Raw genomic sequence first — 24100 nt, 5'->3', positions numbered from 1 at the left:
GAGCAACCATGAACAAATACCTCCTGTTACTGACCGGACTGCTGATCCTGAACGGCTGCGTCACCGCCCCGATTGACGAAAGCGAAATCACCCGCGAACTCGCCCAAGGCCGACGTAGCCGGGCGCAAATTATCACCGACCGCAGCATCGAAGCCGATAGCCTCGACGAACTCAGTGGCGATAAAGAACTGCTGGCGCAAACCCATATCAACGTCCACGCCTTCAACGGCGCGGCCTTACTGACAGGCGAAGCCCCCAGCGAAGCCCTTAGGGCCAAAGCCGTCAACCTTGTCCGCTCAGTGGACGACGTAAAAATCGTCTATAACAAAATCACCATTGCCCCGCCCAGCGACTTAAGCTCGCGGGCCAATGATGCGCAATTGGCGGCAAACGTCCGCGCCGCCCTGGACAAAATCCGCACCCTCAACGGCTTTAGCCCTACGATGGTCAAAGCCTACACCGAACAAGGCGTGGTTTACCTCATGGGCAAAGTCCACCGCAACGAAGGGACAGTCGTCATCAACTTGGTCAGATACCAACCCAATGTCAAACAAATCATCACCGTCTTTGAATACCTCGACTGAGCAAGCGCCGTTACCCGCCAGCTTTCTGGCGGCCTTAGCGGACATTTTTACCGCCGCCGAATTGCTCACCGCCCCCGCCGACTGCTGGACGTATGGCTACGACAACAGCCGCCGCCATGTCCTGCCGCAAGCCGTGGCCTTTGCGACCAGCCACGAGCAAGTCGTTGCCACCGTGTTAGCCTGCAACCAGTTCAATATCCCGCTAACTGCACGCGGGCGTGGCACCGGCACCACCGGTGCCACCGTGCCGCTGCAAGGCGGCTTGGTATTATCGCTGGAGCGCATGAACCAAGTACTGGAATTCTCGCCCGACAACCGCTACATCCGCGTCCAGACCGGCATCACCAACCAACAAGTACAGGACATCGTCAAAGCCCACGGCTTCTTCTGGCCCCCCGACCCGACCAGCGCGGCATTTTGCAGCATCGGCGGCAACCTCGCCTACAACTCCGCCGGCCCTAAAGCCGTCAAATACGGAACCCCCAGGGAAAACACCCTAGGCCTACGCGCCGTCACTGGGGCAGGCAAAGACCTGCGCGTCGGCGTGTTCACCAGCAAAGGCGTGGTGGGTTACGACTTGACCCGGCTGATTATCGGCTCGGAAGGCACGTTAGCCATCATCACCGAAGCCACCCTAAAGCTTACGCCACTGCCCGAAGCCACCAAAACCCTCCGCGCCGTGTATCAAGACGTATTCGCCGCCGCCAAAGCCGTCGCCGCCATCATGGCCCAACCCGTCGTGCCTTGCGCCTTGGAATTTATCGACGGCAACGCCATTAACATGATCCGCCAATACTCCACTTGCGACCTGCCCGAAAATGCCGGGGCAATTTTAATGATAGAAGTCGACGGGCAACGCGAAGGTCTGGACAGCGCCGCGCAAAAAGTCGCCGACAGTGCCAAGAATGACGGCCTGTTAGACATCCGCGTCGCGCAAACCCGCGAAGAAGTGCAAGCCTTGTGGCAAACCCGCAAAGCCCTCTCCCCTGCCCTGCGCAAAGTCGCCCCGAAAAAAATCAACGAAGACGTGGTCGTTCCCGTCACCGAAATCCCCACCCTGATAGCAGGCTTGGATGAATTGTCTAAACAATACCAACTGCCCATCATCAACTTCGGCCATGCCGGCAACGGCAACATCCACGTCAACCTCCTGCTCAACCCCGACGACCCCGAACAAAGTGCGAGGGCACACCAGTGTTTGGATGAAGTCTTTTCGCTGGTACTAAAACTCAACGGCACACTATCCGGCGAACATGGTGTGGGCTTGGAAAAACGTGATTTTGTCGATAGGGAGCTGGATGCCAACTCCCTAGAACTGATGCGGGCGATTAAGCGGCAGTTTGACCCTAAGGGGATATTGAATGCGGGGAAAATGTTGCCTTTAGGATAGGAAGGTTGAAACTTGATGTTATCCAGAAAAACAAACGGGGCGTTTACTCCTTATCATTAAATAACTTGCAATGATAAACGCTGTTAACCTAATCATTATCCAGCGCATAGCCGTTTACAGAAAAACACGCCCATGAAAGTCCTGATCTACAACGAACTCAACCCCAAAACCATCCCAGGCTTTGCCAAGCTGAAAAAATACTTGGAGGAGGAGGACGATGATTTTAAATCGGCGGAAGTGAAAAAAGTTTGGGGACAATTTGTCTCGGGCGCGGTTAAACCAGCGTGACCGCCTGATCTTCTCGGTATACCACCACCAACAGGAAGGCTACGCGCTGTTGCTGGAGTTTGTCAAAAACCACGCCTATCAAGACTGACAGTTTTTGCGTCAAGCCTCGGCCTGCATGATGCCCAAGCCAGCTTGCAGCCTGCCACAAAATTCCAGCCTGGGCGATTTTGAAGGCAGAATTGAAACGCTTGGTTTTGGTTGGGCGATGCGGGCGGAGTAAATATACTTCAAACGGCCAGGTTTTCGGTTTTTTTGGTAGGGTACGCTGTACCCTCACTGCCATTAAGTTAAGGAAATTCTGTTCAGAAACAATGTTTTTTCTTCCTTTTATGGAAGTTCAGCAACCCCCTTGCCGATGTCTTTTGTCTGGGCGGGTTACGGTGCTTTCGTTCCAAGCAAGGCAGACCTTAACCCTATCGAACACAAATGGGCACAGCTTAAATCCATCCGCAACCAAGCACGATGTTCCGTTGACGACCTCTTCACTGGGGCGGTTACAGGACATCTTTTTATATCGGATTAGCTATACTTATACCATCCTGTATCGAATCTTAACAGCCTGTTAACTACTCCGTTCCAAAAACGCCGAAATGTCCGTCAAACCACAGCCGCAACACAATCATCTTTTGGCGGCTTTGTCGCCTGACGTTCAAAGCCGCTTGTTCCCGTACCTGGAACTGGTGCCACTGCCTTTGCGTGCGCTCCTATATGAATCCCGGCGTCCCATGCGCCATGTTTACTTTCCCACCGACTCCATAGTTTCGTTGCAGTATATGATGGAAAACGGGGCATCGACCGCGATCTCTGTGGTGGGCAATGAGGGGTTGCTAGGTATCACTTTGTTTTTGGGCGGCGAGAGCACTCCGAGCCGGTCGATGGTACAGAGCGCCGGTTACGCATATCGACTCCCCAGACTGCGGGTGAAAGAGGAGTTTAACCGCCACGGCCAGTTGCTGATGCTAATGCTCCGGTACACTCAGGCCTTGATCACGCAAATCTCTCAGACCGCAGTGTGCAATCGGCACCATTCTATCGACCAGCAGCTCTGCCGTTGGCTCCTGCTTTCCATAGATCGCCTGTCTCACAATCACTTGACCATGACTCAGGAATTCATCAGCCACATGCTCGGCGTTCGCCGCGAAGGTGTTACCCAAGCCGCATTAAAATTGCAGCAGCTAGGCGTGATTTCATATTCGCGCGGATTGATCAAGGTGCTTGACCGACCAAAGCTTGAAGCTCTGAGTTGCGAGTGTTATAGCGTGGTCAAGAAGGAAACAGATTTGCTCCTTGATTACCTGCCGCAGCGCCGAGTGATTACGAATACCGATGCCATCCCCACTGCGACGCTTCCAACGCTGTAGGCAGTGAAACATCAATAAAAAGTGTACTTAAGGACAAAGGGTGCAGATTTTGAAAAAGCATATTTAGCAAACTGTCAGGCAGCTATCCGTTTAAGTGCAGTCACTCATGACGGTAACGTAGCTGTCCGCAATTGGCCTATTTCAGTCATTAGTCTGTACTTACCATTAAAATTGCCCAGGATTGATATTTGACAATATACCGTCAATGAGGCGAGTCTGCTCAGTAAATCCGCGTCAAGAACGGATGTATACTTCAAACGGTCAAGTTTTCGGTTTTTTGGTAGGGTACAGCGTACCCTACGGTGAATTGTAAAAGCCGAATACTTGGCCGTTCACAGTTACTTATTTGGATGCGGATGCCAGCAATTTAGCGCCATTCCTTCTGTATCTGAGAAAACATTTCTCGACCCGTTATCAAGAGATTATTTCAGCCATTAAAACGGTTGCCCCGTTTTTTCATGACTTCTACCTTGAACCTAGGGGCGAGAAAGGCGACGAATTCCTTTTATTGCGATGGACTCATGTTGACTATGATACGCCTTTTTCTGCGAATCAGCTTTCAGATGGTACGGCCCGTTTCATTTGTCTGGCAGTATTATTTCTTCAGCCAATAATGTCCCAACCCAAAACGATTGTCCTTGATGAACCGGAATTGGGTTTGCATCCTGCGGCTTTGAATGTGCTGGCTGAAATGGTCAAAGCTGCGGCAAAGACAAGCCAGGTCATTTGTTCGACGCAATCGGCAGCCTTTGCCAATCAGTTTGAACCCGAAGATTTTATTGTCGTGGATCAACAAAAAGGCGTGTCTACGTTTAAAAGGCCTGATAAAAAGGCGCTCGAGCATTGGTTTGACAATTATGGCATGGGGGAGATTTGGTCGAAAAACCTGATCGGAGAGGCCGTCCTGAATGGTAAGGGTAGGTATTTCTAAAGCCCTCGGCAAAGGCTAAAGACCTTTGCACTCCACCAGAGAGGCCGCGCCGAACGGAGTGCAATGGTCTTCAGCCATTGCACAATAGCCTGTCGTTTGCCTTTATAGCTATTTTTGCCTTACAAGCGGATTACCAAGCCAGCACAGAAGCATGGCGACCCGCTCCCGCATTTACCCCCAGCTTTGCAGCTCATGCCAGTAAGCGTCCACTTTTCTGATAATATGCTGTTGGCGTTTTTCCAAATACGATGCCGCCAGTAGTACGGCCAGGCCTAAGCCGATGGTGCTTAACCACGGGGCTTGCTGGTAAGCGTCGATGGCATAACCGCAATAAAATAACACCCCGCCTAAACAACACAGATGCCCGGCGAAAAACGGTACTTTTTCGTGGTATCTTAAGCCTACCACGCTGAGGCTGAGGCCTGTCGCTAAGGCTAATAAGGGCGCGAAGGCTTGCCCGTCCAATAAGCTGCCCGTGATTAAACCGCAAGCCAATACCGCACCCAAGAGGCGGTAGGTGGCAGAATAGCGGTCGACATACATCGACAGAATGAAGAGCAGCAAGGCGGCGGGTAACAATAATCCGTAGTGCTGGTAGCCTAAACCGAGCAGTGTGTCGGTGACGTTGAGCCAAGCCAGTAAGGCGGCTAAGGTGCCGACAAATTGGCCAGCGTCGATAATGCTGGCGGACTTGGTATAGTGTTTAAGGTCAAGGATACAGATGACCGCTGTGATAAACGCCAGCACGATGCCCAGTAAACAGGAAGCCGGGTGCAGCAGGCTGCGCCCGATCAAGATCAATAACGGCAGGCTTAGCAGAACCCGCGCCGTTAGGCCTTCACCTAACCGCAGGGTACTGTCTTGTCTTAATTGCTGTTCTACTGCCCGGAGCGCGAAGAATAACAGGGTGATGAGTATGGGTGGCCAATAAGCATCCCGAACGGGCAACAGTAACAAAAAGCTGCCCAATAATAAGGCCTGTAGCAAGCGTTTGACTTGTCGCCTCGCCAGCATGGCAAAGCCCGCGTAACCGACCAACACCAATAACAAAACGGTGATGATAAAATCGGCCGCGATTAAAAAGGGGCTGACATTGCCAAATTGTAGCCAATGGTAGGGCAGTTGCAATGCCAAGCTGCCTTGGCTAAAGGCATAGAGCATGGCGCTGACTTGCGACACTTGCACGGGTAAAAACGCCACGCCTAAGGCAAAGAAAATCCTCGCCCCGGTCGTTTCTTTAAGTCCGTAACGGCAGATCATACCGCCCGCGCACAATAGTAAGGTGAGGCCTAAGCCTATCCAATAGCGGTAAGCGGGCAACAAATCGGCGCGGCTTTGCAGCATAAAGCCAATGGCGGAAATGACGATCAGCCCGGTGCCTGCCCAGCGTAGGTAGCCGATGATTTGTGTCGCAAGCGCGGGCGGGTGGGTTGCCGTGTCCGAAATAGGTTCTGGGTTGCTGTCAAGTTTATAGGCGTACATGTTAATGCTCCTGTCCGGCATCGGCTTTAGGGGCAGATGGGGTGGTTTGGGCGGCTAATGCCGCTAAAATTCTGTTCAGCTCTAGAGTTTCCTCGGCTTGGACGAAGGCATCGGCAAAATGGTCTTGGCTGATGGGATCGGGGTAGCCGCATTCCGCCCCGGTGATGGCTTCTTCCCAGCGGTTAAAAACTTTTTGTGCTTCCGCGAGCGGATTGCTGTCGCCGCTTTTTAAGGCGGTTTGTAAGTGGAGGCGGTTTTGTCGGGCGGCAAATACGGCTTTTTGGGTATTCAGCGTCTGTAAGCGGGTTTGGACGGTGTTGAGGTCGGCGGCTAATTGGGCGTGTTGGCTTTGGGCGTTCTGGAGTTGGGTTTCCAAGGTTTTGATTTGTTGCTGGGCACTGACCATACGCTTGACGCATTCTAAGGCTTTTGGCTGGTCTGTCTCTTTGGTTTTGATTGCCCGCGCCGCCCAAGTGTCGGCTTCTTTATGCAGTTCGGCTAAACTTGCCTCGAATTGCCCGATCAGGGTTTGCAGGCGGTGTTGATGGATGCGGGTTTTACCCCGCCATTCTTCCAACTCTTTAATGGCTACGCCCGCTACGGCCTCATGGTTTTCAAAGTCATCGACAATAACGTCGACTTGGGATTTCAAGGAGATAAAAAGTCGCTTTAAGCTGTTCATGGTGTGTTCCTGTTACATTTGGGGTTGTAATGCTTAAAGCAAGACAGATGCCATGTTTTTAGTTATTAAAAAACAATTGGATAGATTTTTTTATTGGCTTTGGCTATAATTTTTTTACAAAATATGCTGACATGGAAAACAAAAAATGTACATATTAACAGCGGAACAGGCAGCTTTTTTTGCGAAAGTTGCCGGGCTGGTATTTTTGAACCCGTTTGGGTTGGAGCGGGAAAAAGCCGATTGGGAAGTGTTAGGGCTAGCACCGGAAGGCTTGGGGTTTGCCGACCGCCTTCAGTTGATTGAGGCCAAGCTGGACAGGGAATTTAAAGCGCTGGAGCGGCAAGCGGTTTTTGATATTCGCCATTATCAGGGTAAAACCGAAGAAAACCTGCGCTTGGCGTGGTTGTTTTATGTCTTCCACCGTTATCGGCAGCGTTTCAACGGGCATATTAACGCCCAAAAACAAGCGGGGGATAAGGCGATTGAGCTGGCGTTTGCGCGTGAGTTGATGGGCGAATTTGAGCAAGCGGGGTTTAATCCGCCCGAAACCGCGCACTATATCGCCTTGTTGTTTCAGGTGCAGCGGGCTTTTACGTTTATTGATGAAACGGTTTCAGGCGATTGCCCGGCACTTTATGAATTGCGGATGCGGCTGTGGAATAACATTTTTACTTTTAATCCGGCGTGGTATCTGAATTATCTTTGTGGCCGCATGGAAGATTTTTCTTTGCTGTTGTTGGGCGAGACCGGAACGGGTAAGAGTTTGGTGGCGAAAGCGGTGGGGTGTTCGGGTTATATCCCTTTTGATCTGGCGGCGTGGCGGTTTGTCGAAAGTTTTTCCGCCTCTTTTAAGGCCATCAATTTATCGGAATATGCCACGGGTTTGCTGGAATCGGAATTGTTTGGGCATAAGAAAGGCGCGTTTACTGGGGCGATTGACAACCATCCGGGCTTGTTCGCCAAATGCAGCAAGCATGGTTCGGTGTTTATTGATGAAATCGGCGATATTGATGCCACGATTCAAGTCAAGCTATTGAATGTTATCCAAGAGCGGGTCTACAGTCCGGTGGGTAGCCACGAAAAACACCGTTTTGAAGGGCGGGTGATTAGCGCGACCAACCGCCCTATCGGGCAGTTATTGGAACAAGGCTTGTTTCGGGCCGACCTCTATTACCGCCTGTGTTCCGATGTCATTATCTTGCCTTCCTTAAGCCAGCGGATACGCGAAAACCCTAACGAATTGCCGGGGCTGATCGCTCGTTTGTTACGGCGTGTCATACCTACACCCGATGACGGGCTGGTCGCCCATATTGAAAGCAAAATCCGTGCAACCGTACCGGCGGATTATCCTTGGCCGGGTAACGTCAGGGAATTGGAGCAATGTGTACGGCGTATATGCCTGACCGGGACGTATCAGGCCACGCCATTAGCGGCGGCGGTTAGTGCCGCTGAGGCCGGGTTTCGGGCAGCCGATGGCGGATACCTTTCGGCACAGCAGTTGATGCAAAACTACTGCCGATTTTTATACGGCCAGTTGGATAGCTTTGAGGCGGTCGCTAGAATTGCCGGGCTTGATAGGCGGACGGTAAAGAAATATATGGAATCGGATGGGTAAGGTGTTTTGGCAAAGGGCAGGTCGGGCAGTGCGTCTTATCAGGCAGAAATACCGTTGTAAAGAAGCGTTCAAAGGCGGGTGTTTTTATGATATAACGTTAGCAGACTGACATTAACGGGCTTCTTCCATGCGTAAAATACCGCCGCTGATCTTTGCCATCATATTATCTGCCACCGCCTTACATACCCCGGCTGGCCGCGCCGAATGGGTAGAGTGGTTGGCCGATGCGGCGGCGGTGGGCGAGTTTGACAGCAATATCAACCAGTCTTTTTTTACCGCCTCGCAATTGGACGATTTTATTGGCAAAGGCTTGTTATCGGGTGGCCGGGCTTATCAGTTAGATAACTATTCACGGCTATATACCACGTTGGAATGGAACGGCGAGACTCACGAGAACTTCCAGAAGCTTAACCAATACAGTGTCGGCGGCAAAGGCGTGCTGACCCATAAGTTTGGCTTAGGCCAGCAAGCCCCAATGTTGCGCTTAGATGTGGCGGATGGGGAAATTTTTTCCGACAGCCAATTGCGCTCCGGCAACCAGTTGACGGCGGGGCTGCGCCTGTCTTTTTGGCACGGCGAATTCCAGCAACTTTATATGGGCTACCGTTTCGATGACCGCAACGCCGCCAGGGCCAATATCAGGCGTAAGGATTACCCTCATTCCGTTTTTGACATCAAAGGGCATACTGTTGAACTGGGCAGTAATATTGCCGTTAATGGGCGGATGCAATTGAATTTGGGTTATAACCACCGCTGGGGCGACATTGTCAGCAATAATTCGGAGAGCAGTTTCTCGCCCGCCGTGTTGGATCAAGTGCGCAGCATTGGCGATGATGACGCGCTGCCCGGTTGGATTTATCGCGCCTACGGCAACACCGACACTTATAATGTGGGGCTAAGTTATGCCTTATTGGGCGGACATGCGGCGACTGCGTTAAATTACAGTTATATAGAGACGCAAGCTTTAGGGGCGAGTTATGCTAACCATAAAGTCCAATTCAGCATCCATTACAGTTATTGAGGCGAGTGACTTATGCAAACCCAACGGCTGCTGGTGATTTTAGGTTTATTGTGGGGCGTGGCCCAAGCAGAAACTTGGCAGGTTAAGGTAACCGATAATGACGGCGACCCGATTGCCCAGGCGGCGGTGTATGTCAGTTCGCAAACGTCGCCCCCTAAACCTGCCAAGCCTAAAGAGATTATCATTGACCAGATTGACAAGGAATTTGTCAACCATTTGACGGTGGTCAGGACGGGAACCCCCGTGTCATTCCCCAATCATGACAAAATCCGCCACCATGTCTATTCTTTTTCGGCGGCTAAAGTTTTTGAGCTGCCGCTTTACCAAGGCTCGCCCGCCAAACCGGTGGTGTTTGACAAGGCCGGGGTCGTCAACTTAGGCTGCAATATCCATGATTGGATGTCGGCTTATGTGTTGGTGGTGGACAGCCCCTTTTTTGCGCTGACCGACAGCCACGGCATCGCCAGGCTTGAATTGCCTGATGGTGCTGATTATGTGTTGTCCGCTTGGCATCCGCAGTTAAAAAGCCTCACTCCCGATACCTTAACTATTGCGGCCAATACCCCCCATAATGCCGGACTAACGCTGACCATGAATTTGAAAAAAAATGTCCGGGCGATCCGCTTGCCGACGGAACTCGGCCTTAATATTGGCTACCGTTAAGCGGTTCCGGCACTTTACCCGCTTCCGCAGCCGCTTGTTGTTTTACATCATCGGCTTGTTGCTGCTAGTGTTGGCGGGGGTGTTTGCGGTGGTTAACCATATTTTCCGGCAAAACACGGAAGAAACTATCCGCCATGAGTTAGTGGTGACGGAGCGGGTGTTTTTGCGGCTGCTGAGTGAACGCAGCCAAGATTTAAGCCAACAGGCTACGGCTTTAGCCAGCGATTATGCGTTTAAGCGGGTGATCGCTACCCAAGACCATGACACCATCACCTCGGCGTTAATCAATTTAAGTGCCCGCGCCCAAGCCGATGCCGCTTTTTTGGTGGCGTTGGACCATACCGTAAAAATCGACACCTTAAGGCCGGAACAGGCCGGACAGGCTTTTTTCTCTCCGGCGTTGCTGGAGCAGGCCGAAAGCGAGGGCATGGCCAGCCGCTTGATGCTGGTCGGGCGAAAGCCTTACCAAGTGATTGTGGTGCCGATATTAGCCCCTGAGCCGATTGCTTGGCTGTGCCTGGGGTTTTTGGTTGATAACCCAGTCTTGGCGCAGCTTAAGCAATTGACTCAAGTGGAAATCAGTTTGTTAAGCGAACACGGCCAAACCCTGCAAGTCCACGCGACCACCTTACCCGCCCCGACACCACAACAACTGCCCTTATACCCTGTCCAGAGCGACGGCTTTTTTTGGCATACCGGGCAAGAACGCTATCTCAGCCGATTGGTGACTTTAGAGCAGCAAGCCGACGGTAAATTAGTCGCCTTGATTGAACGCCCCTGGTCTAAAGCCCTAGAAAACTTTTACCGCTTGCAGTGGCTATTGTTGGTCATTGCCTTATTTAGCATCGGCTTGGCCAGTTTGGCGGCGGCGTGGTTGGCCAAATCCGTCAGCAAGCCAGTACAGATTTTGGCGCAGGGGGTGCAAGCCATCGGCCAGGGCGATTACCGCCATCAAGTGCAAATTGACAGCACCGATGAAATAGGACAATTGGGTTTGGCTTTTAATTCAATGGGCACGCAATTGTTGGAAAAGGAAAAAATCCGCACTTTGTTGGGTAAAGTAGTCTCGCCCGTGGTTGCCCAAGAATTGCTTAACCATGAACTGGTGCTGGGTGGCGAAACCCGCGAAATCACTGCGCTGTTCACCGATTTGGCGGGGTTTACTAATATTTCCGAACAACTGTCGCCGCAAGACTTGGTGGCCTTGCTGAACGGCTACCTGACTGAAATGAGTGCCGCCATCAGTGCCCATGCCGGGGTGCTAGACAAATTCATCGGCGATGCCATCGTCGCGTTTTGGGGCGCACCCGTCACCGATACCGCCCACGCCCAGCAAGCCGTGGCTTGCGCGTTAGCCATGCAGCGGATTTTGCAGGATTTGCGCGAGGACTGGCAACGGCGCGGCTTGCCCTTGCTGTTTATGCGCGTCGGCATCAACACGGGGCCGGCGGTAGTCGGCAATATCGGTTCTATTGACCGCTTGGATTACACGATGATCGGCGATACGGTCAATTTGGCGGCACGTTTGGAAGGGGCGAACAAATACTACGGCAGCGGGATTTTGATTTCCGAATTCACCTACCAGCATGTCAGCAGCCTGTTCGCCTGTCGGGAATTGGATAAGGTCAGGGTACAGGGCAAACAACAGCCCGTCGCCGTTTATGAGGTGATCGCCGAGCATAAGCAATTAAGCGTCCGGCAACGGCAGTTGTGTTCGGGGTTCGCCGAGGCTTTGGCGGCTTTTCGTGGGCAACAGTTCCAACAGGCGCAGGTGATGTTTGGTGCATTGGTTGAGCAGTATCAGGATGCGGCTAGTGCGTTGTATTTGCGGCGGATTGCGGAGTTGGTAAGCGATGGGGGCAGGGTGGGGTTTGATGGGGTTTATGATTTGGCTAAGTGAGAAGTAATGGGGTTCTTTTTCTGGTGGATACTTGCCGTTTTTGATATGTGGGCGTTAGTTAAATTCACCTATAAATTTGTGAGTGAAGCGTTAGAGATTGAAAAAACTTAAGTATATTAAATAGTATAGGTATAGGAATATGACTCACAAAAGAAGTCCTGGTTACTAAAAAGCGACTAAAGCTATCTCTGCCCGATTACTATAGCTACTGTAAGGTTTATCGGCAATACTTAAACCCTGTGCCTTCGTTGTGTTGTTTACGCATTAGGGTAGGGTCATAATTGCTGGGGGTGCTGTGCGGTATTTACTTTTTTATGGAGTATCAACAGGTTATTATTATTTTCGATATTTGAAGAGCAAATATTGTTCATATTGAAGAATAACTATTTTATCTCTAAGAGGAAAACGACCATGAAACTGACTAAACACACTGTATTATTTTCTGCCCTTTGTTTGGGTTTGGGCATTAGCCAATCGCTTTTAGCGGGCGATTTTGATTACTACCAATCAACAAAATCCGTGCCGATCACGACCACGGACTTTTCAAACACCACAAACTTAGGCAAAGTTACTGTCACTTGCCCGGAAGCCGGTTATTTGGTTGCAGCGGGTAGTGCCGGTATTCTGTTGACCCCTAAAGCCGGGGACACGCTGGGTGTCGTCCAAGGCGGCATCAGTATCACTCTGGATAACACAGCGCCTTATGCCGCTGACCCTAACCATTACAACAGTATCGTATTCAACGTTACAACCCATAATTCGGCCATACCGTCTTTTATACAACGTGTTGATGCTTGTACAGCGGGGCAAACGGTTAATTATCGTTTAGTGGGATGGCATGAGTATGCTGGCGATGGCAGTTATGCGTTTCAGCCTAGATTGGTCGTGCAGTTCTTTAATAACCGCATTTAGGCTAACCTCCCTGCCAGCCGCGTTATGCGGCCAGTTAATCGCCACAGGCTTTAAGGTATTGTAGCGAAGATGCCCAGATTTTCTGTGCATAACGGGGTATTCCATGTTGGCGTACCCCTTTTTTTGCCTTGATTTTGCTAATGGTTGTAGGTTTTATACTGAGAGCTTTGGCATTAACAACAGCCGCCCCCAGGTGCGCATTTATCCTCATGTACACCGTTTTTAGTTGCGCTGACGGGGCGTAGGGTGCCGGTGGCGCAGTCCCAGGGTTTGCCGGGTTGTTCTTGCGCGGGGCTTATGCCGATAAAGTCGCTGCCGTAGGCGCCGCTGGTCAGGAGTTGGTAGTTGCGCTCACACACTGCCATGCGTTGGCCCCGGTAATAGACATGGCCTTCGTCATCGTAGACTTCTGAATAGGGGCCACGGTAGAGGACGGCGTGGCCTTTGTCGGTGCAGACATTGCCCGCCGGTTTGATGGCGGTGATGGTGGCGGCGCGGAATTCTATGCCTTCGACCACTTGCCAGGGTTGGCTTTCCCATTTGTCGTAACTGACGGCGATAAATCCGGCTTTGATGAAGGCTTCCAAAAAGTCGTGTTCTTGTAATGCCCCGGAGATGCAGCCGCTCCATAGGTGCGGGTCTTGTTGCAGATGTGCGGGGACGCGTTCGTCGCTGATAATGTCGGAGATCGCCACCCGTCCGCCGGGTTTGACGACGCGGAATATTTCGCGGATTAGTTGGGCTTTGTCGCTGTCGTGTACCAGGTTCAGTACGCAGTTGGAGACCACTAAATCTACGGAGTTGTCTTTAATCAACGGTGCGGTTTGGCGTTGTTGGCTTTGCCAAGCGCGTAGGCTGAGCAGGTCTTCGGCACTGCTGACCGGATGTTGCGACAGATAGGTGTTGAGTGCCGCCCAGTCGGAGGCGAGGTCTTGGATTTGGCCTTTGAGGAACGTCACCCGGTCAGACCCCAGTTTTTCGGCCATTTCGGCTTGGTATTGACGCGCCAGCGCCAGCATGTCGTCGTTCATATCGACACCGATAACCCTGCCTGTATCGCCCACTAATTGCGCCGCTATGTAGCAAATTTTGCCGGAACCGGAGCCTAAGTCCAGTACCACATCGCCCGCTTTGACATAACGCGAGGGATCGCCGCAGCCGTAATCTTTGTCGATGATTTCCTGAGGCAACAGTGCCAATAAGCTGCGGTCGTAATCGACCGGACAGCATAAGTCAGCTTGGACGCTTTGCGCCCCGGCAGAGTACCGTTCTAAGACGCTGGTTTCTATCGTCATGGTGGTGTCCTTAATCTTTAAAGATGGCCGCGTCAGCGTGTTTGCTGGTGCTAAAGCCTTTGAGGCGGTTTTTATCTGTCATACCCGAAAAATGTGTCCCTGCCAAATCGGCACCGGAAAAATTGGTGTCTTCCAATAGGCAACTGGACAAATCCGCGCCCGTCAGATTGGCGTTGCTTAAATCTGCGCCGGATAAATCCACGCCGGACAGGTTAGCGTTGCTCAGGGTCGCGCCTTGTAAATTGGCATAACGCATCAGGGCGCGGTTCAGATTGGCATGGCTGAGGTTAGCCCCGGTTAAGTTGACATTGTTTAGGCTGACCCGCATTAAGCCCATCGGCTGGTTTTGCATATCCACGCCCCAGTTGGCATGGCTGAGGTTGGCGTAACTTAAATTGGAGCGGTCGAGGTTGGCGATGAAGCGGCTACCGCTTAAATTGGCGTGGCTTAAATCGGCGCCGCCGATATGGACTCCGAAGATGCTGGTATTAGCAAGATTAGCCCCGGACAGGTTGATTTTAGACATGACGCTTAAATCCAGGTTGAGGCCGGACAGGTCGCTGTTGCTGAAGTTGGCGCGGCGTAAGTCGGCGCCCCATAAGTCGGCGTGGGTGAAGTTAAGGTTGGATAAGTCCACGCCCGTCAGGTCTTTGCGGCGCAAGTCGGCAGGGTGTTGCGGGTCGGCTTTGGCCAGCCGTTGTTCGACTTCGGCGCGGCTCAGGTCGGCGGCTGTGGCAGGGAGGGCGATGATGGCTAAGGCCAAACCCAGCCAATAAGGGGTAATCTTCATGCACAATGCTCCAGGTTAATCGGTTGAATGCCAGTGGATAGACATTGAACTTTAGCCCCAGTTCTGGATTATTGCAATAGATTGGGCAGGCGAGTTTGGTTTGTCGGCGCAGGCTTGCACAGACGCGCGGGCAAACCAATGCTTGGTGATGGGGGGCTAATGGTGATCGTGGTGGTGGTCGCCCATGAGTTGCTCAAGGTGTTGTGCCATAGGATCGGTTTCCATATCGCCCAAATCGGTATAGTCCAAATGGCGCATAGCGTTCAGTTCGTTTTCGCTAATGGGTTTTACGGTTTGTTGCGGCGTTGGCGAGCATTCCGCCAAGGTCAGTGAGAGTGTGCCTTGCGCTTGTTTTTTAACAAGCCGTGCGGGTAGTTTGAGGGCGGGTAACCAATCGACTTCGGTGCCGACACCGTTGATTGTGCCGCTATAGGATTCGACGGCCATGCCGTTAACGGTGGCTTTGTTTTGCAGGGCTAAGGTTTTGCCTAAGCTGTCGGGATCGACTAACGAGGTCAGCTGCGACCAGGATACTTTGTTGCCGATGGCGGCTAAGTCGCTTGGCATGAAGTCTAGGGCAACTTGTTCATTGTAAAAAAGGCGGGTGTAAAAGAATTGTTCACCCTTGATTTTTTGCCAGATTTCGCCTTGGTTAGAGCGTTCGTCGCGGGTTTCGGTGCGTTGCGCTTGTCGCCAAAAGTACCAGTTAGTTGCAGGGGTTTTTGGGTCGGCGTCGCTTTGCTTGGTGAAGCGGCAGCTTAAGGTGCTGGGGTTGGTGAGGGCGGCGAGTCCGTCCGGCAAGGTAGGGGCGGTGCTGGCGCAGGCGGTCAGCAAAAGGAGTGAGGAGGGGATGAGCAGTTTTTTCATAACAAGTTCCTGAGCGCATTGAAAAGGCGGATGCCAGAAACAAACGGGGGGTGCATTGCGCACCCCCGTAGGGCATCCAGCTAAATTATATCCTTAAATGTAAGGCATGATGCCTTGCTAGGGAGGGGATTTTATTGCAATTTCATTTTTTTGTTGATGACGTGGAAGATCACGTTTTGCTCAACAATACCTTGGAACAGGTTAGCGCCTGGACCTTTGGCGAAAATGGCAACGTCTTCACCCGCGTGGGTTTCGCCGCCTGCCAATGGTACAGTGGCTTCTTGGTGGAAGTTGGCATCAGTGGTGTCAACCGCGCTCATATTGGTGAAACGGCCAATTTGTACGGGGGTGCTGTAAACGTCGTCGCCTGCTACGCCAACGTGGTAGCCTAAGCCGTTAGCATAAGACAGGGTGGTGTAAGGGGCGCTGTCAGAAGCCAAAGTATAAGCAGACGCGCCTGGATCGATCACTTTACCCAAAATGTTGTTACCACGTTGTGGGTAACCGCCGATTGTGAATACATGGCTGTGGTCAGCGGTAACGATAATCAGGGTGTTGTCGATTTCGCCGCTGGCAGTCAGGGTATCAACGGCTTTTTGCACAGCGTTTGACAAGGCAATTGCGTCAGTCAAAGCGCGGTAAGCGTTGCCGGCATGGTGGGCGTGGTCAACACGGCCACCTTCAACTTGCAGGAAGAAGCCTTTGCTGTTGTTTGACAAAATGCCGATCGCTTTGTCGGTCATTTCCGCTAAGCTAGGTTCGCCTGCGGTGTCAGCTAAACGGTCGGCTTCATATTGCATGTGCGAACGTTCAAACAAGCCCAACAAATGGGTGGTAGTGGTGGTGTTAATGTTGTTGAATTGGCTTTGGTTCCAGATGTAGCTGCTGTTGGCGCCGTATTTGGCTGTCCATTCAGCGGTCAGGTCACGGCCATCTTTACGTTTGCCTTTGGCTGTTGAATATTCAGGGTCAACAGAGGTGTTAGGTCTAAAATAATCGCGGCCACCACCTAAAACGACTTCGATACCGTTGCCAGTGTTGAATTCGATCAATTGGCGGGCAATGTCAGGTACTGCGCAACCCGCTGGTTGGTTAGCGTCAGCTTCCCAGTTACGTTCTGGGGTGTGGGCGTAGTTGGCCGCTGGGGTGGCGTGGGTGATACGCGCAGTAGAAACGATACCGGTAGCTTTGCCGTATTTCTCGGCGATTTCTAAAACGGTTTGCAGTTTGTGGGTGCTGGTATCAGTGGCGCAGTTGCCGCGGGTAACATCTTGGTCTAGCGATAATACGCCGTCCAGTGTTTTTACGCCAGTGACCATAGCGGTCATAGTCGGCGCGGAATCAGGCGTTTGTTGGTTGGCGCTGTATGTTTTTGATAAAGCCAAGTTAGGGAATAACTCGAAGCTTAAGGAATTTTCTTCGCCGCTGCTGCCTGGGGTCGTGTTAGTGGCATCAATGATGTTAGGCTGTTGGCCTGCCAAAATACGCGCTGCGGTGATGGTGGAGATGCCCATGCCGTCGCCAACAAACAGAATGACGTTTTTCGCTTTACCTGGCAATGGTTTTTGCGCGGCAATTTTATCGACAGTCGCTTTACCGGCGTTAAACCAAGTGGTACGGTCTGACGCTGGAGCAGGGAACGAATTAGGCGTTGCGGCATGGCTAACCAGCGAAGTGCCGGCTGACAATACAGCGGCAACGGCTAATGTAGAGATTTTCAGTTTCATAAGTTTTCCCAGTGTTTTAAGTATGGTATGTAGGCAGGCAGCTATGGCCTTCCATTGCCCATTGTAGGAACTTAACAAGTAGGAAATATTAAGGGATGGTTAAAATTTTGTGACAATTTACCGTCTACCCATTTAAAAAGCGGGATATACCCTGTCCATTTTGAAATCTGTAGTTTAACTTAAGGGCGTTGCAGGTTAATCCTCGACTGTCCATTGAAACTACGGCTTTCAATATGGACGGGGTTTATTAAGCTTTAACTGGGCGGGTAAAAGCACTAATCTGCCCCGAAGCCTTCGGCAAAAGCGCCGTGCCGGGCATCGTCGTCGGCATGGACATAGTAGGAAGTAGTGGCGATGTTGCTGTGGCCTAAATTATCGCGGATCATGGTCAGCGGGATGTTCCTGTCGACGGCGAGGGAGCCGTGCGTGTGCCGTAGCCAGTGAGTGCTGGCTTGGCGCAGTTTTTCCGCCGTTTCGGGGTGTGCTGCCGCCAGATGGTCGGCGGCTAAGGTAAAGGCTTCTTTGACAATTTTATGGATTGCCAACGGGGTCAGGCAGTTACTGTCTGGGCCGCGTAAGGGTGGGATGAGTGGGCTGTCTGGGGCCGCGCGGCCTAAGGGGGTGCCGGTGAGTTGCCGATAAGTGTCGAGCATTAAGCTATATAATGATAAGGGTAGCGGGACTTCGCGCAGTTTTTGGCCTTTACCCAGTACGGTAAGCCAGTATTGGGTCTGACCTTGGCGTTGGCGGATTTCAATATCACCGAGGGTGACGTTGGCCAATTCATGTAGGCGCAGTCCGGTCGTGTAGGCCAATTGCACCAGCAGGCGGGTACGCAGCCATTTCAATTGTTCCGTACCGTCACTAAGGGCTTGGCTGCGGTCAAGAAAACCGCTCAGCAACTGCCATTGTTCTTCAGTAAACGAGCGGTGGATGTCGAGGGGACGGTTGCTGTTGGGGTTTTTCAGTTTCGGCAAGGCCTGCAAAGGGTTATGCAGTAAATAATGTTGGTTGACTAAAAAGGTGAACAGGCTATTGAGGATAGTTTCGCTCAGGCGGCGGCTGCGCAACGATAGCGGGCCGGTGAAAGGCTTCCAAGCCCCGTGGCCTTTTTTTTGCGGTGCGCCGACCCACAAGTGGGCAGGTTGCGGGTCGGCTAAGAATAAGCGGTAGTCGCCCATATCGACCATGTCTAGTGACGATAAAGCTTTGTGTTTGACCAGTACCGTCCATAACAGTAAGCGTTCGGCCTCGCGCCGATAGCTGCGGTGGGTGTGGCTGTCCGGTGCCAGCCGTGCCAGCCAGCATTGTAGGGCTTGGTAATCGTCGCTGGCGGGGATGAACGGGCTGTGGGGCGAACGGTTATTGCCTGCGCTGCCGTCCATGGCTCCAGGGACGAGAAAGTGCGCCAAAGGCACAATGGCGGTTTGGTAGGCAATCACCGCCACGGGTGGTTTGGCTTTTACCAATAGCCCTAGGAAATGCCCCGCCAGTTCCGTCTCTATGGCTTTGGCGGTGACTGAGCCTAGGCCTGCGATGTCATCCCACCAGGTTTTGCCGACCGCTGCTTGATAGGCTTGTTGCCAATCGGCGACGGTCACGAGGTTGAGCGGGGCGAGTTTGTCCAACCAGTTATCGCGCAACCAGTAGGCCAAGGGCTGGGCGGTGCCCGGTACGATGTCCTCTGCTGCCTGCACTACATCTATCCGCCTTAAGGCCAACGCTAGCGGGTCAGCGGGTAAGCCACGTTCCAGCCAGCCAGTTCCCCAAGCCATCTGGAGGCGGCGGGCTTTTAGGATGAGTCGGGTGCGGCATTCTTCTATAATGGGGGCGGGGGAGTCGCCGCCGCAAAAATCTGCTAAAGCTTCCATCGGCAAGCCGTGTAGCCAGCCGCGTAGCAAGGCCAATTCGTCTAGGTTTAATAAGGCTTGGGTCATAACGGTAGAATAGGGGATAGGGCATGTTAAGATTATGTGGTTTATCTCTGGGGATGTCCAGTTACAGCAGGCTTGGGAGATAATGAGAAACTGGCGCGACACTTTAAAAAGTCATCCCTATAACAAACAGTCGCTGTTTATTATGGGCGATAATGAAGACGACAGAAGAACATTAGAGACTCATGCGCATTCGGTTCCTAAAATGAATAATTACCCAGCCAAAAACGCCGTTTTTACTGGCAGTAACGGCAACAAATATAAGAAGAAGTGGTGTCTGGTATGAACATAATACATGGTATGTGGCTACCTAAAGACACTCAAGACTTTGTCCAAAGCAAGGAGCAGGCTTCTTTGTATGAGGCGGTCGTTAAGGATGTGGTCAAGCAATTGGACGAGGCCGAAGGCATCCAACGCCAAGGATTGATGTTATCGACCTTGCTGAAGCTGAAACAAATCTGCAACCACCCCATGCAGTTTTTGCAGGACGGCAGTGCGTTTACGCCGGAGCGTTCGCATAAGCTGGAGCGTATCGGCGAAATGCTCGAAGAGGCGATGGCGGAGGGCGACAGTGTGCTGGTATTTACCCAGTTCACCGAAATAGGCGGGCAGTTAAACCGTTATTTGAGCCGTGAAAAGCACTATAAGACCTATTATCTGCATGGCGGTACCCAGCGTAGCAAGCGTGAGCAGATGGTTGCCGATTTCCAAAATCCCGACAACGGCTCGGCGGTGTTTATCCTGTCTCTGAAAGCGGGCGGGGTCGGTATCACTTTAACGCAAGCCAACCATGTCTTTCATTTTGACCGTTGGTGGAATCCGGCGGTGGAAAACCAAGCCACCGACCGGGCTTTCCGTATCGGCCAGCAAAAGAATGTCTTCGTACATAAGTTTGTTACCTTGGGGACATTGGAGGAACGTATTGACCAAATGATCAGCGATAAGCAAAAAATGGCCGAGAGTATTGTCGGTAATGATGAAAGCTGGTTGACCAAGCTCGACAATCAGGCATTTAAGGAACTGATTGCCCTGAATAAACAAACGATTATGGAAGGCTAATATGAGCAGGCGGGCAAAAACTTGGTGGGGGCAACGTTTTATGGCGGCCCTGGAAGATTTTACCGATAGCGGACGCTTGCAGCGCGGGCGCTCTTACTCGACCGATAACCGCATTAAACACTGGTTACTACAGCAGGGTGGGGTGGATGCCAAGCTGCGCGGCAACATTAACCCGTATTTTGGCGTTTACAAGGAACCGACTTATAACGTCCATGTCGAAATGACGCATTTGACGGGGGCGCAATGGCAGGCGGTTATCCAACGTCTGACGCGCCGGGCGGATTTTATCGCTAAGCTGTTGCTGAATGAAATCCCCGAAAACATAGAAAGTGTCTTTGCCGATGTGGGTGTGCATTTGCTGCCGAACAGTTATCAAGATTTTAAGGTTTCCTGCAATTGCCCTGATTATGCCGTACCGTGTAAACACATTGCTGGGGTTTGTTACCGTTTGGCGGCGCAGTTCGACCAAGACCCATTTTTGTTATTTGCCATGCGCGGCTTGACTGCGGAACAGTTGGCCCAGGCTTTAGCCGATTCGCCCTTGGGCAAGGTGCTGAGCGAGGCCAAAACGGGCGGGGCGGTTGAATTGCCGCCAGTGGACAGCTTTTACACCCGCCCTATCCCTATCAACTTGCCTGAAGCAACCAGCCTAACAAGTTTCTGGCAAGGCCAACAGCCTTTACCTAAAAGCCTAGAAGCCAGCCATGTAGCGATTATTCCTGCCATGCTGGTTAAGAAAGGCGGTGATTTCCCTGGCTTTTGGCAAAAACAAAGCTCCTTTATTGAGGTTATGGAGGATTTTTATTTAGGATGCGTAAAAACATTTTGAAGCGGCTATGACTGTATCGCCCTTATCGTGGAGTGCGGGCATCTTGCCCGCCATTACCGTTAATCTGCCTGAATGGAAGGGAAAGGGTCTACGTTATTTTGAGCCCGCTTTCTTGTCAGAAAGCCAACAGGATTTTAGCAATGCGATTTTTTAAACGCGCTTACATCCGTTATGTGCTGCACCGCTATGCCATTAAGCATGAGATATGGGAGGCTGTTACCAGCAAACTGGTGTTGTTGGTCGGGCTGACGGCGGTTGAAAAAGCCCATCTGCGTGAGCTTAGCACCTTGTTGCTGCACGGTAAACGCATCTTTGGTGTCCAAGGCTTACTGCTCACCGAAGAGATGCGGGTGTTGGTGGCTGCTACGGCGTGCCTGCCGATCCTGCATTTAGGTATCAGCCTATTTGCCGAATGGACGGATATTGTCGTTTATCCGAGCGTATTTCGGGTGAGCCGGGATGAAACTGATGCGGCGGGGGTAGTCCATCATGAAGAGCGGGTATTAAGCGGCGAATCGTGGGGCCGTGGGCCGGTGATTGTCGCGTGGGATGAGGTTGAGCGCGATAGTGTCCAGGGCTTACCGGGGCATAATGTGATTATCCACGAAATTGCCCATAAGCTGGATATGCTGAACGGTACCGCTAATGGTATGCCGCCGCTGCATGTCACTATGCCCATCCCCGAATGGTCAACGACGCTCAGTGCCGCTTATGAGGAATTGAACCGACGGTTAAACCATCACCATCCGACCTGCGTGAACCCTTACGCGGCGACCAGCCCCGCCGAGTTTTTCGCGGTGTTTAGCGAGTATTTCTTTTGTGCCCCGGACATTGTGCATGGGCATTTTCACGGCGTTTATCGGCAACTGTGTTTATATTATCGCCAAGACCCGTTTTTGAGGCTCAGTGCAGCATGATCCAGACTCCCTTATTAGCCGACAACCGCTTCGCCGAGCATTTATTGCAGCATACCCCAGTATCTACCTTCGTATTGGATGCTCAGCATCAGGTCATGATTTGGAATAAAGCCTGCGAGCAGTTGACCGAGCTGAAAGCGGAAACCATGGTCGGCACCAAGCAACATTGGCGCGGTTTTTACACGGAACCCCGACCGTGTCTGGCGGATTTGCTGTTGGACAGCACCCTGGGCAACATCAGCGACTTGTATGAGCAAGCCAGCGCTTTTAGTGCTGGCACGGATATTTGCCACACCGAAAATTGGTGTCTGATGCCGGATGGGCGGCGACTGTATCTGGTGATTGACGCAGGGGCGATCCGCAACGCGCAAGGCGAGGTAGTGGCGGTGGTGGAAACCCAACGCGACCGTACCGAACAGCGGCTGATGATGCAGTCTTTGAGCGAAAGCGAACAACGGATTTCTACTATCCTCGGTTCGGCTATGGATGCGATTGTCACTATCGGCCCGCAGCAGACGATCACTTTGTTTAATGCGGCGGCGGCCAGAATCTTCCGCTGTGCCGCCGATTTTGCTATCGGCCAGCCGATTGAACGCTTTGTCGCCCCTGCTTGCTATCCCTTGTTCAAACAATTTATTGCTTTTGATAGCACCGCCGCAAAAAACCAGGCTTGGGTTCCCGAAGGCCTTAGTGCCCGTCGTGCGGATGGTGAGGAGTTTCCGATTGAGGCGACATTTTCGCCATTGGAAGCGGGCGGGCAAAAACTTTGTACGATCATTTTGCGGGATGTGAACGACCGTTATTTAGCGGAAGAAAAGTTGCAGCGTTTGCAGGAGGAAAAAGGTTATCTTCAGGAGGTCATTAACGATGACCATAATCCGGGCGATTTTGTCAGTGGTTCTAAAGAAATGCGGGCGGTCATGGCGCAGGTGCGCAGGGTGGCGCGTACCGATACCCCTGTGCTGTTGTTGGGTGAAACGGGGACAGGCAAAGAATTGTTGGCCCGCGCTGTGCATGAGTCCAGCGACCGTAGCACAGCGATTTTAGTTAAGGTCAATTGCGCGGCTTTGCCTGCCGACTTGCTTGAAAGCGAGTTGTTTGGCCATGAGAAAGGCGCGTTTACCGGGGCTATCCAACAGCGTAAAGGCCGTTTCGAGCTGGCTGACAAGGGCAGTTTATTTCTTGATGAGCTGGGGGAGTTGTCTTTGTCGGCGCAGGCAAAATTGTTGCGTGTGTTGCAGGAGCAGGAGTTTGAGCGGGTGGGCGGCAGTGAAACGCTAAAAGTGGATGTGCGCGTGATAGCCGCCACCCACCGCAATCTGGCCGAGGAGGTGGCGGCGGGGCGGTTTCGCGCCGACTTGTACTATCGCCTGAATGTCTTCCCTATCGACGTACCGCCCTTACGGCAGCGGCTGGTGGATATTCCGCTATTGGCGCGTTTCTTTTTGGGCAAATACGCTAAGAAATTCGCTAAGCCATTGACCGACATTGACCCAGCGGGTTTGGAGCAGTTACGCCAGTATCAGTGGCCCGGCAATGTCCGCGAATTACAGAATGTTATCGAGCGGGCGGTCATCTTGTCGTCGGGGCCGTGGCTGGAGATAGCTCCGTTGGTATCGCCGCGCGTCCACGCAAGTGCCCTAGTCCAGCCATTACGCACCTTGGAAGCGGTCGAACGCGAACATATTCTGCGTACTTTGGCGGCAACGGATTGGGTGATTTCGGGCAGCAAAGGCGCGGCGGCAATCTTGGCGATGAATCCGAATACCTTGCGCTCACGGATGCAAAAGCTCGGTATTGTGAAGAGCCACGGTTAAATTAAGTCATTAGTGAAATCACGATATTTCGTTATT

22 protein-coding genes are annotated in these 24100 nt (G+C 52.2%); 15 read left to right on the top strand and 7 right to left on the bottom strand.

What is annotated here, in order from left to right; all coding sequences use genetic code 11:
- The first annotated feature begins 8 nt into the window (after positions 1-8).
- From CEK71_RS12695 to CEK71_RS12675, 5 genes are all read left to right on the top strand, one after another.
- Positions 9-584, top strand: coding sequence for a BON domain-containing protein (locus CEK71_RS12695; protein ID WP_088619734.1), 576 nt, complete (start codon positions 9-11; stop codon positions 582-584).
- Positions 544-1974 carry an FAD-binding oxidoreductase gene (locus CEK71_RS12690; RefSeq protein ID WP_198328213.1) on the top strand — a complete coding sequence of 477 codons (1431 nt, stop codon included), beginning with the start codon at positions 544-546 and terminating at the stop codon, positions 1972-1974. Before CEK71_RS12695 ends, CEK71_RS12690 begins: the two co-directional genes overlap by 41 nt.
- Positions 1975-2106: 132 nt before the next feature.
- Positions 2107-2262 carry a hypothetical protein gene (locus CEK71_RS22645; RefSeq protein ID WP_157679205.1) on the top strand — a complete coding sequence of 52 codons (156 nt, stop codon included), beginning with the start codon at positions 2107-2109 and terminating at the stop codon, positions 2260-2262.
- A gap of 590 nt (positions 2263-2852) precedes the next feature.
- Positions 2853-3623, top strand: a complete 771-nt coding sequence (locus CEK71_RS12680) for a Crp/Fnr family transcriptional regulator (RefSeq protein WP_088619732.1) — start codon at positions 2853-2855, stop codon at positions 3621-3623.
- Positions 3624-3969: 346 nt separating this feature from the next.
- Complete coding sequence (locus CEK71_RS12675; RefSeq protein ID WP_198328210.1) at positions 3970-4554, top strand: AAA family ATPase; 585 nt, start codon at positions 3970-3972, stop codon at positions 4552-4554.
- 171 nt (positions 4555-4725) lie between these two features.
- Here the strand turns inward: CEK71_RS12675 and CEK71_RS12670 are convergent, their stop codons facing one another.
- Positions 4726-6036, bottom strand: coding sequence for a hypothetical protein (locus CEK71_RS12670; RefSeq protein ID WP_198328208.1), 1311 nt, complete (start codon positions 6034-6036; stop codon positions 4726-4728).
- 1 nt (position 6037) lies between these two features.
- Positions 6038-6718: a PspA/IM30 family protein gene (locus CEK71_RS12665; RefSeq protein ID WP_088619731.1), complete on the bottom strand. Its 681-nt coding sequence runs from the start codon at positions 6716-6718 to the stop codon at positions 6038-6040.
- A 145-nt stretch (positions 6719-6863) separates the two neighbouring features.
- On the opposite strand from CEK71_RS12665, the gene CEK71_RS12660 reads away from it, so the two are divergent.
- The 5 genes from CEK71_RS12660 to CEK71_RS12640 all read left to right on the top strand — a co-directional run bounded on the left by CEK71_RS12660 (position 6864) and on the right by CEK71_RS12640 (position 12829).
- Entirely contained in the window at positions 6864-8333 is a 1470-nt protein-coding gene (locus tag CEK71_RS12660) for a sigma-54-dependent transcriptional regulator (RefSeq protein ID WP_088619730.1), read from the top strand.
- A 127-nt stretch (positions 8334-8460) separates the two neighbouring features.
- A complete protein-coding gene (locus tag CEK71_RS12655) occupies positions 8461-9354 on the top strand; it encodes a hypothetical protein (protein WP_088619729.1) in 894 nt (297 codons plus the stop codon).
- Positions 9355-9366: 12 nt separating this feature from the next.
- The gene (locus CEK71_RS12650) at positions 9367-10017 is read left to right on the top strand and encodes a methylamine utilization protein (RefSeq protein WP_232463636.1); all 651 of its coding nucleotides are present in this window, start codon (positions 9367-9369) and stop codon (positions 10015-10017) included.
- A complete protein-coding gene (locus CEK71_RS12645; protein WP_198328206.1) occupies positions 10004-11917 on the top strand; it encodes an adenylate/guanylate cyclase domain-containing protein in 1914 nt (637 codons plus the stop codon). Before CEK71_RS12650 ends, CEK71_RS12645 begins: the two co-directional genes overlap by 14 nt.
- A 411-nt stretch (positions 11918-12328) precedes the next feature.
- Complete coding sequence (locus CEK71_RS12640; protein ID WP_088619727.1) at positions 12329-12829, top strand: hypothetical protein; 501 nt, start codon at positions 12329-12331, stop codon at positions 12827-12829.
- Between the two features lie 173 nt (positions 12830-13002).
- Here CEK71_RS12640 and CEK71_RS12635 read toward each other — a convergent pair whose 3' ends face one another.
- From CEK71_RS12635 to CEK71_RS12615, 5 genes are all read right to left on the bottom strand, one after another.
- Positions 13003-14124, bottom strand: coding sequence for a methyltransferase domain-containing protein (locus CEK71_RS12635; protein WP_088619726.1), 1122 nt, complete (start codon positions 14122-14124; stop codon positions 13003-13005).
- Between the two features lie 10 nt (positions 14125-14134).
- Entirely contained in the window at positions 14135-14914 is a 780-nt protein-coding gene (locus CEK71_RS12630; RefSeq protein ID WP_088619725.1) for a pentapeptide repeat-containing protein, read from the bottom strand.
- 156 nt (positions 14915-15070) lie between these two features.
- Complete coding sequence (locus CEK71_RS12625; RefSeq protein ID WP_088619724.1) at positions 15071-15781, bottom strand: hypothetical protein; 711 nt, start codon at positions 15779-15781, stop codon at positions 15071-15073.
- A gap of 131 nt (positions 15782-15912) precedes the next feature.
- On the bottom strand, positions 15913-17508 hold the full coding sequence (locus CEK71_RS12620; RefSeq protein WP_088619723.1) for an alkaline phosphatase: 1596 nt from the start codon (positions 17506-17508) through the stop codon (positions 15913-15915).
- A 275-nt stretch (positions 17509-17783) separates the two neighbouring features.
- A complete protein-coding gene (locus CEK71_RS12615; RefSeq protein ID WP_088619722.1) occupies positions 17784-19445 on the bottom strand; it encodes a tyrosine-type recombinase/integrase in 1662 nt (553 codons plus the stop codon).
- An 82-nt stretch (positions 19446-19527) separates the two neighbouring features.
- Between CEK71_RS12615 and CEK71_RS12610 the strand changes: the two genes are divergently transcribed.
- From CEK71_RS12610 to CEK71_RS12590, 5 genes are all read left to right on the top strand, one after another.
- Positions 19528-19728 carry a hypothetical protein gene (locus CEK71_RS12610; RefSeq protein ID WP_198328205.1) on the top strand — a complete coding sequence of 67 codons (201 nt, stop codon included), beginning with the start codon at positions 19528-19530 and terminating at the stop codon, positions 19726-19728.
- Positions 19725-20501: a DEAD/DEAH box helicase gene (locus CEK71_RS12605; protein WP_232463635.1), complete on the top strand. Its 777-nt coding sequence runs from the start codon at positions 19725-19727 to the stop codon at positions 20499-20501. Before CEK71_RS12610 ends, CEK71_RS12605 begins: the two co-directional genes overlap by 4 nt.
- Before the next feature lie 40 nt (positions 20502-20541).
- Positions 20542-21330: an SWIM zinc finger family protein gene (locus CEK71_RS12600; protein ID WP_232463634.1), complete on the top strand. Its 789-nt coding sequence runs from the start codon at positions 20542-20544 to the stop codon at positions 21328-21330.
- A gap of 140 nt (positions 21331-21470) precedes the next feature.
- The gene (locus CEK71_RS12595) at positions 21471-22247 is read left to right on the top strand and encodes a M90 family metallopeptidase (protein WP_088619720.1); all 777 of its coding nucleotides are present in this window, start codon (positions 21471-21473) and stop codon (positions 22245-22247) included.
- Complete coding sequence (locus CEK71_RS12590; RefSeq protein WP_088619719.1) at positions 22244-24064, top strand: sigma 54-interacting transcriptional regulator; 1821 nt, start codon at positions 22244-22246, stop codon at positions 24062-24064. The genes CEK71_RS12595 and CEK71_RS12590 overlap by 4 nt, the downstream gene beginning before the upstream one ends.
- Positions 24065-24100: the final 36 nt, after the last annotated feature.

The organism is Methylovulum psychrotolerans (assembly GCF_002209385.1).
GTDB classification, from domain to species: Bacteria; Pseudomonadota; Gammaproteobacteria; order Methylococcales; family Methylomonadaceae; genus Methylovulum; species Methylovulum psychrotolerans.
This window is presented reverse-complemented; position numbering and strand designations above follow the sequence as displayed.

Coding starts and splice junctions, on each gene's coding strand:
- CEK71_RS12695 (WP_088619734.1), top strand. CDS start 9: ATGAACAAATACCTCCTGTTACTGACCGGACTGCTGATCCTGAACGGC.
- CEK71_RS12690 (WP_198328213.1), top strand. CDS start 544: ATGTCAAACAAATCATCACCGTCTTTGAATACCTCGACTGAGCAAGCG.
- CEK71_RS22645 (WP_157679205.1), top strand. CDS start 2,107: ATGAAAGTCCTGATCTACAACGAACTCAACCCCAAAACCATCCCAGGC.
- CEK71_RS12680 (WP_088619732.1), top strand. CDS start 2,853: ATGTCCGTCAAACCACAGCCGCAACACAATCATCTTTTGGCGGCTTTG.
- CEK71_RS12670 (WP_198328208.1), bottom strand. CDS start 6,036: ATGTACGCCTATAAACTTGACAGCAACCCAGAACCTATTTCGGACACG.
- CEK71_RS12665 (WP_088619731.1), bottom strand. CDS start 6,718: ATGAACAGCTTAAAGCGACTTTTTATCTCCTTGAAATCCCAAGTCGAC.
- CEK71_RS12660 (WP_088619730.1), top strand. CDS start 6,864: ATGTACATATTAACAGCGGAACAGGCAGCTTTTTTTGCGAAAGTTGCC.
- CEK71_RS12655 (WP_088619729.1), top strand. CDS start 8,461: ATGCGTAAAATACCGCCGCTGATCTTTGCCATCATATTATCTGCCACC.
- CEK71_RS12650 (WP_232463636.1), top strand. CDS start 9,367: ATGCAAACCCAACGGCTGCTGGTGATTTTAGGTTTATTGTGGGGCGTG.
- CEK71_RS12640 (WP_088619727.1), top strand. CDS start 12,329: ATGAAACTGACTAAACACACTGTATTATTTTCTGCCCTTTGTTTGGGT.
- CEK71_RS12635 (WP_088619726.1), bottom strand. CDS start 14,124: ATGACGATAGAAACCAGCGTCTTAGAACGGTACTCTGCCGGGGCGCAA.
- CEK71_RS12630 (WP_088619725.1), bottom strand. CDS start 14,914: ATGAAGATTACCCCTTATTGGCTGGGTTTGGCCTTAGCCATCATCGCC.
- CEK71_RS12625 (WP_088619724.1), bottom strand. CDS start 15,781: ATGAAAAAACTGCTCATCCCCTCCTCACTCCTTTTGCTGACCGCCTGC.
- CEK71_RS12620 (WP_088619723.1), bottom strand. CDS start 17,508: ATGAAACTGAAAATCTCTACATTAGCCGTTGCCGCTGTATTGTCAGCC.
- CEK71_RS12615 (WP_088619722.1), bottom strand. CDS start 19,445: ATGACCCAAGCCTTATTAAACCTAGACGAATTGGCCTTGCTACGCGGC.
- CEK71_RS12610 (WP_198328205.1), top strand. CDS start 19,528: ATGAGAAACTGGCGCGACACTTTAAAAAGTCATCCCTATAACAAACAG.
- CEK71_RS12605 (WP_232463635.1), top strand. CDS start 19,725: ATGAACATAATACATGGTATGTGGCTACCTAAAGACACTCAAGACTTT.
- CEK71_RS12600 (WP_232463634.1), top strand. CDS start 20,542: ATGGCGGCCCTGGAAGATTTTACCGATAGCGGACGCTTGCAGCGCGGG.
- CEK71_RS12595 (WP_088619720.1), top strand. CDS start 21,471: ATGCGATTTTTTAAACGCGCTTACATCCGTTATGTGCTGCACCGCTAT.
- CEK71_RS12590 (WP_088619719.1), top strand. CDS start 22,244: ATGATCCAGACTCCCTTATTAGCCGACAACCGCTTCGCCGAGCATTTA.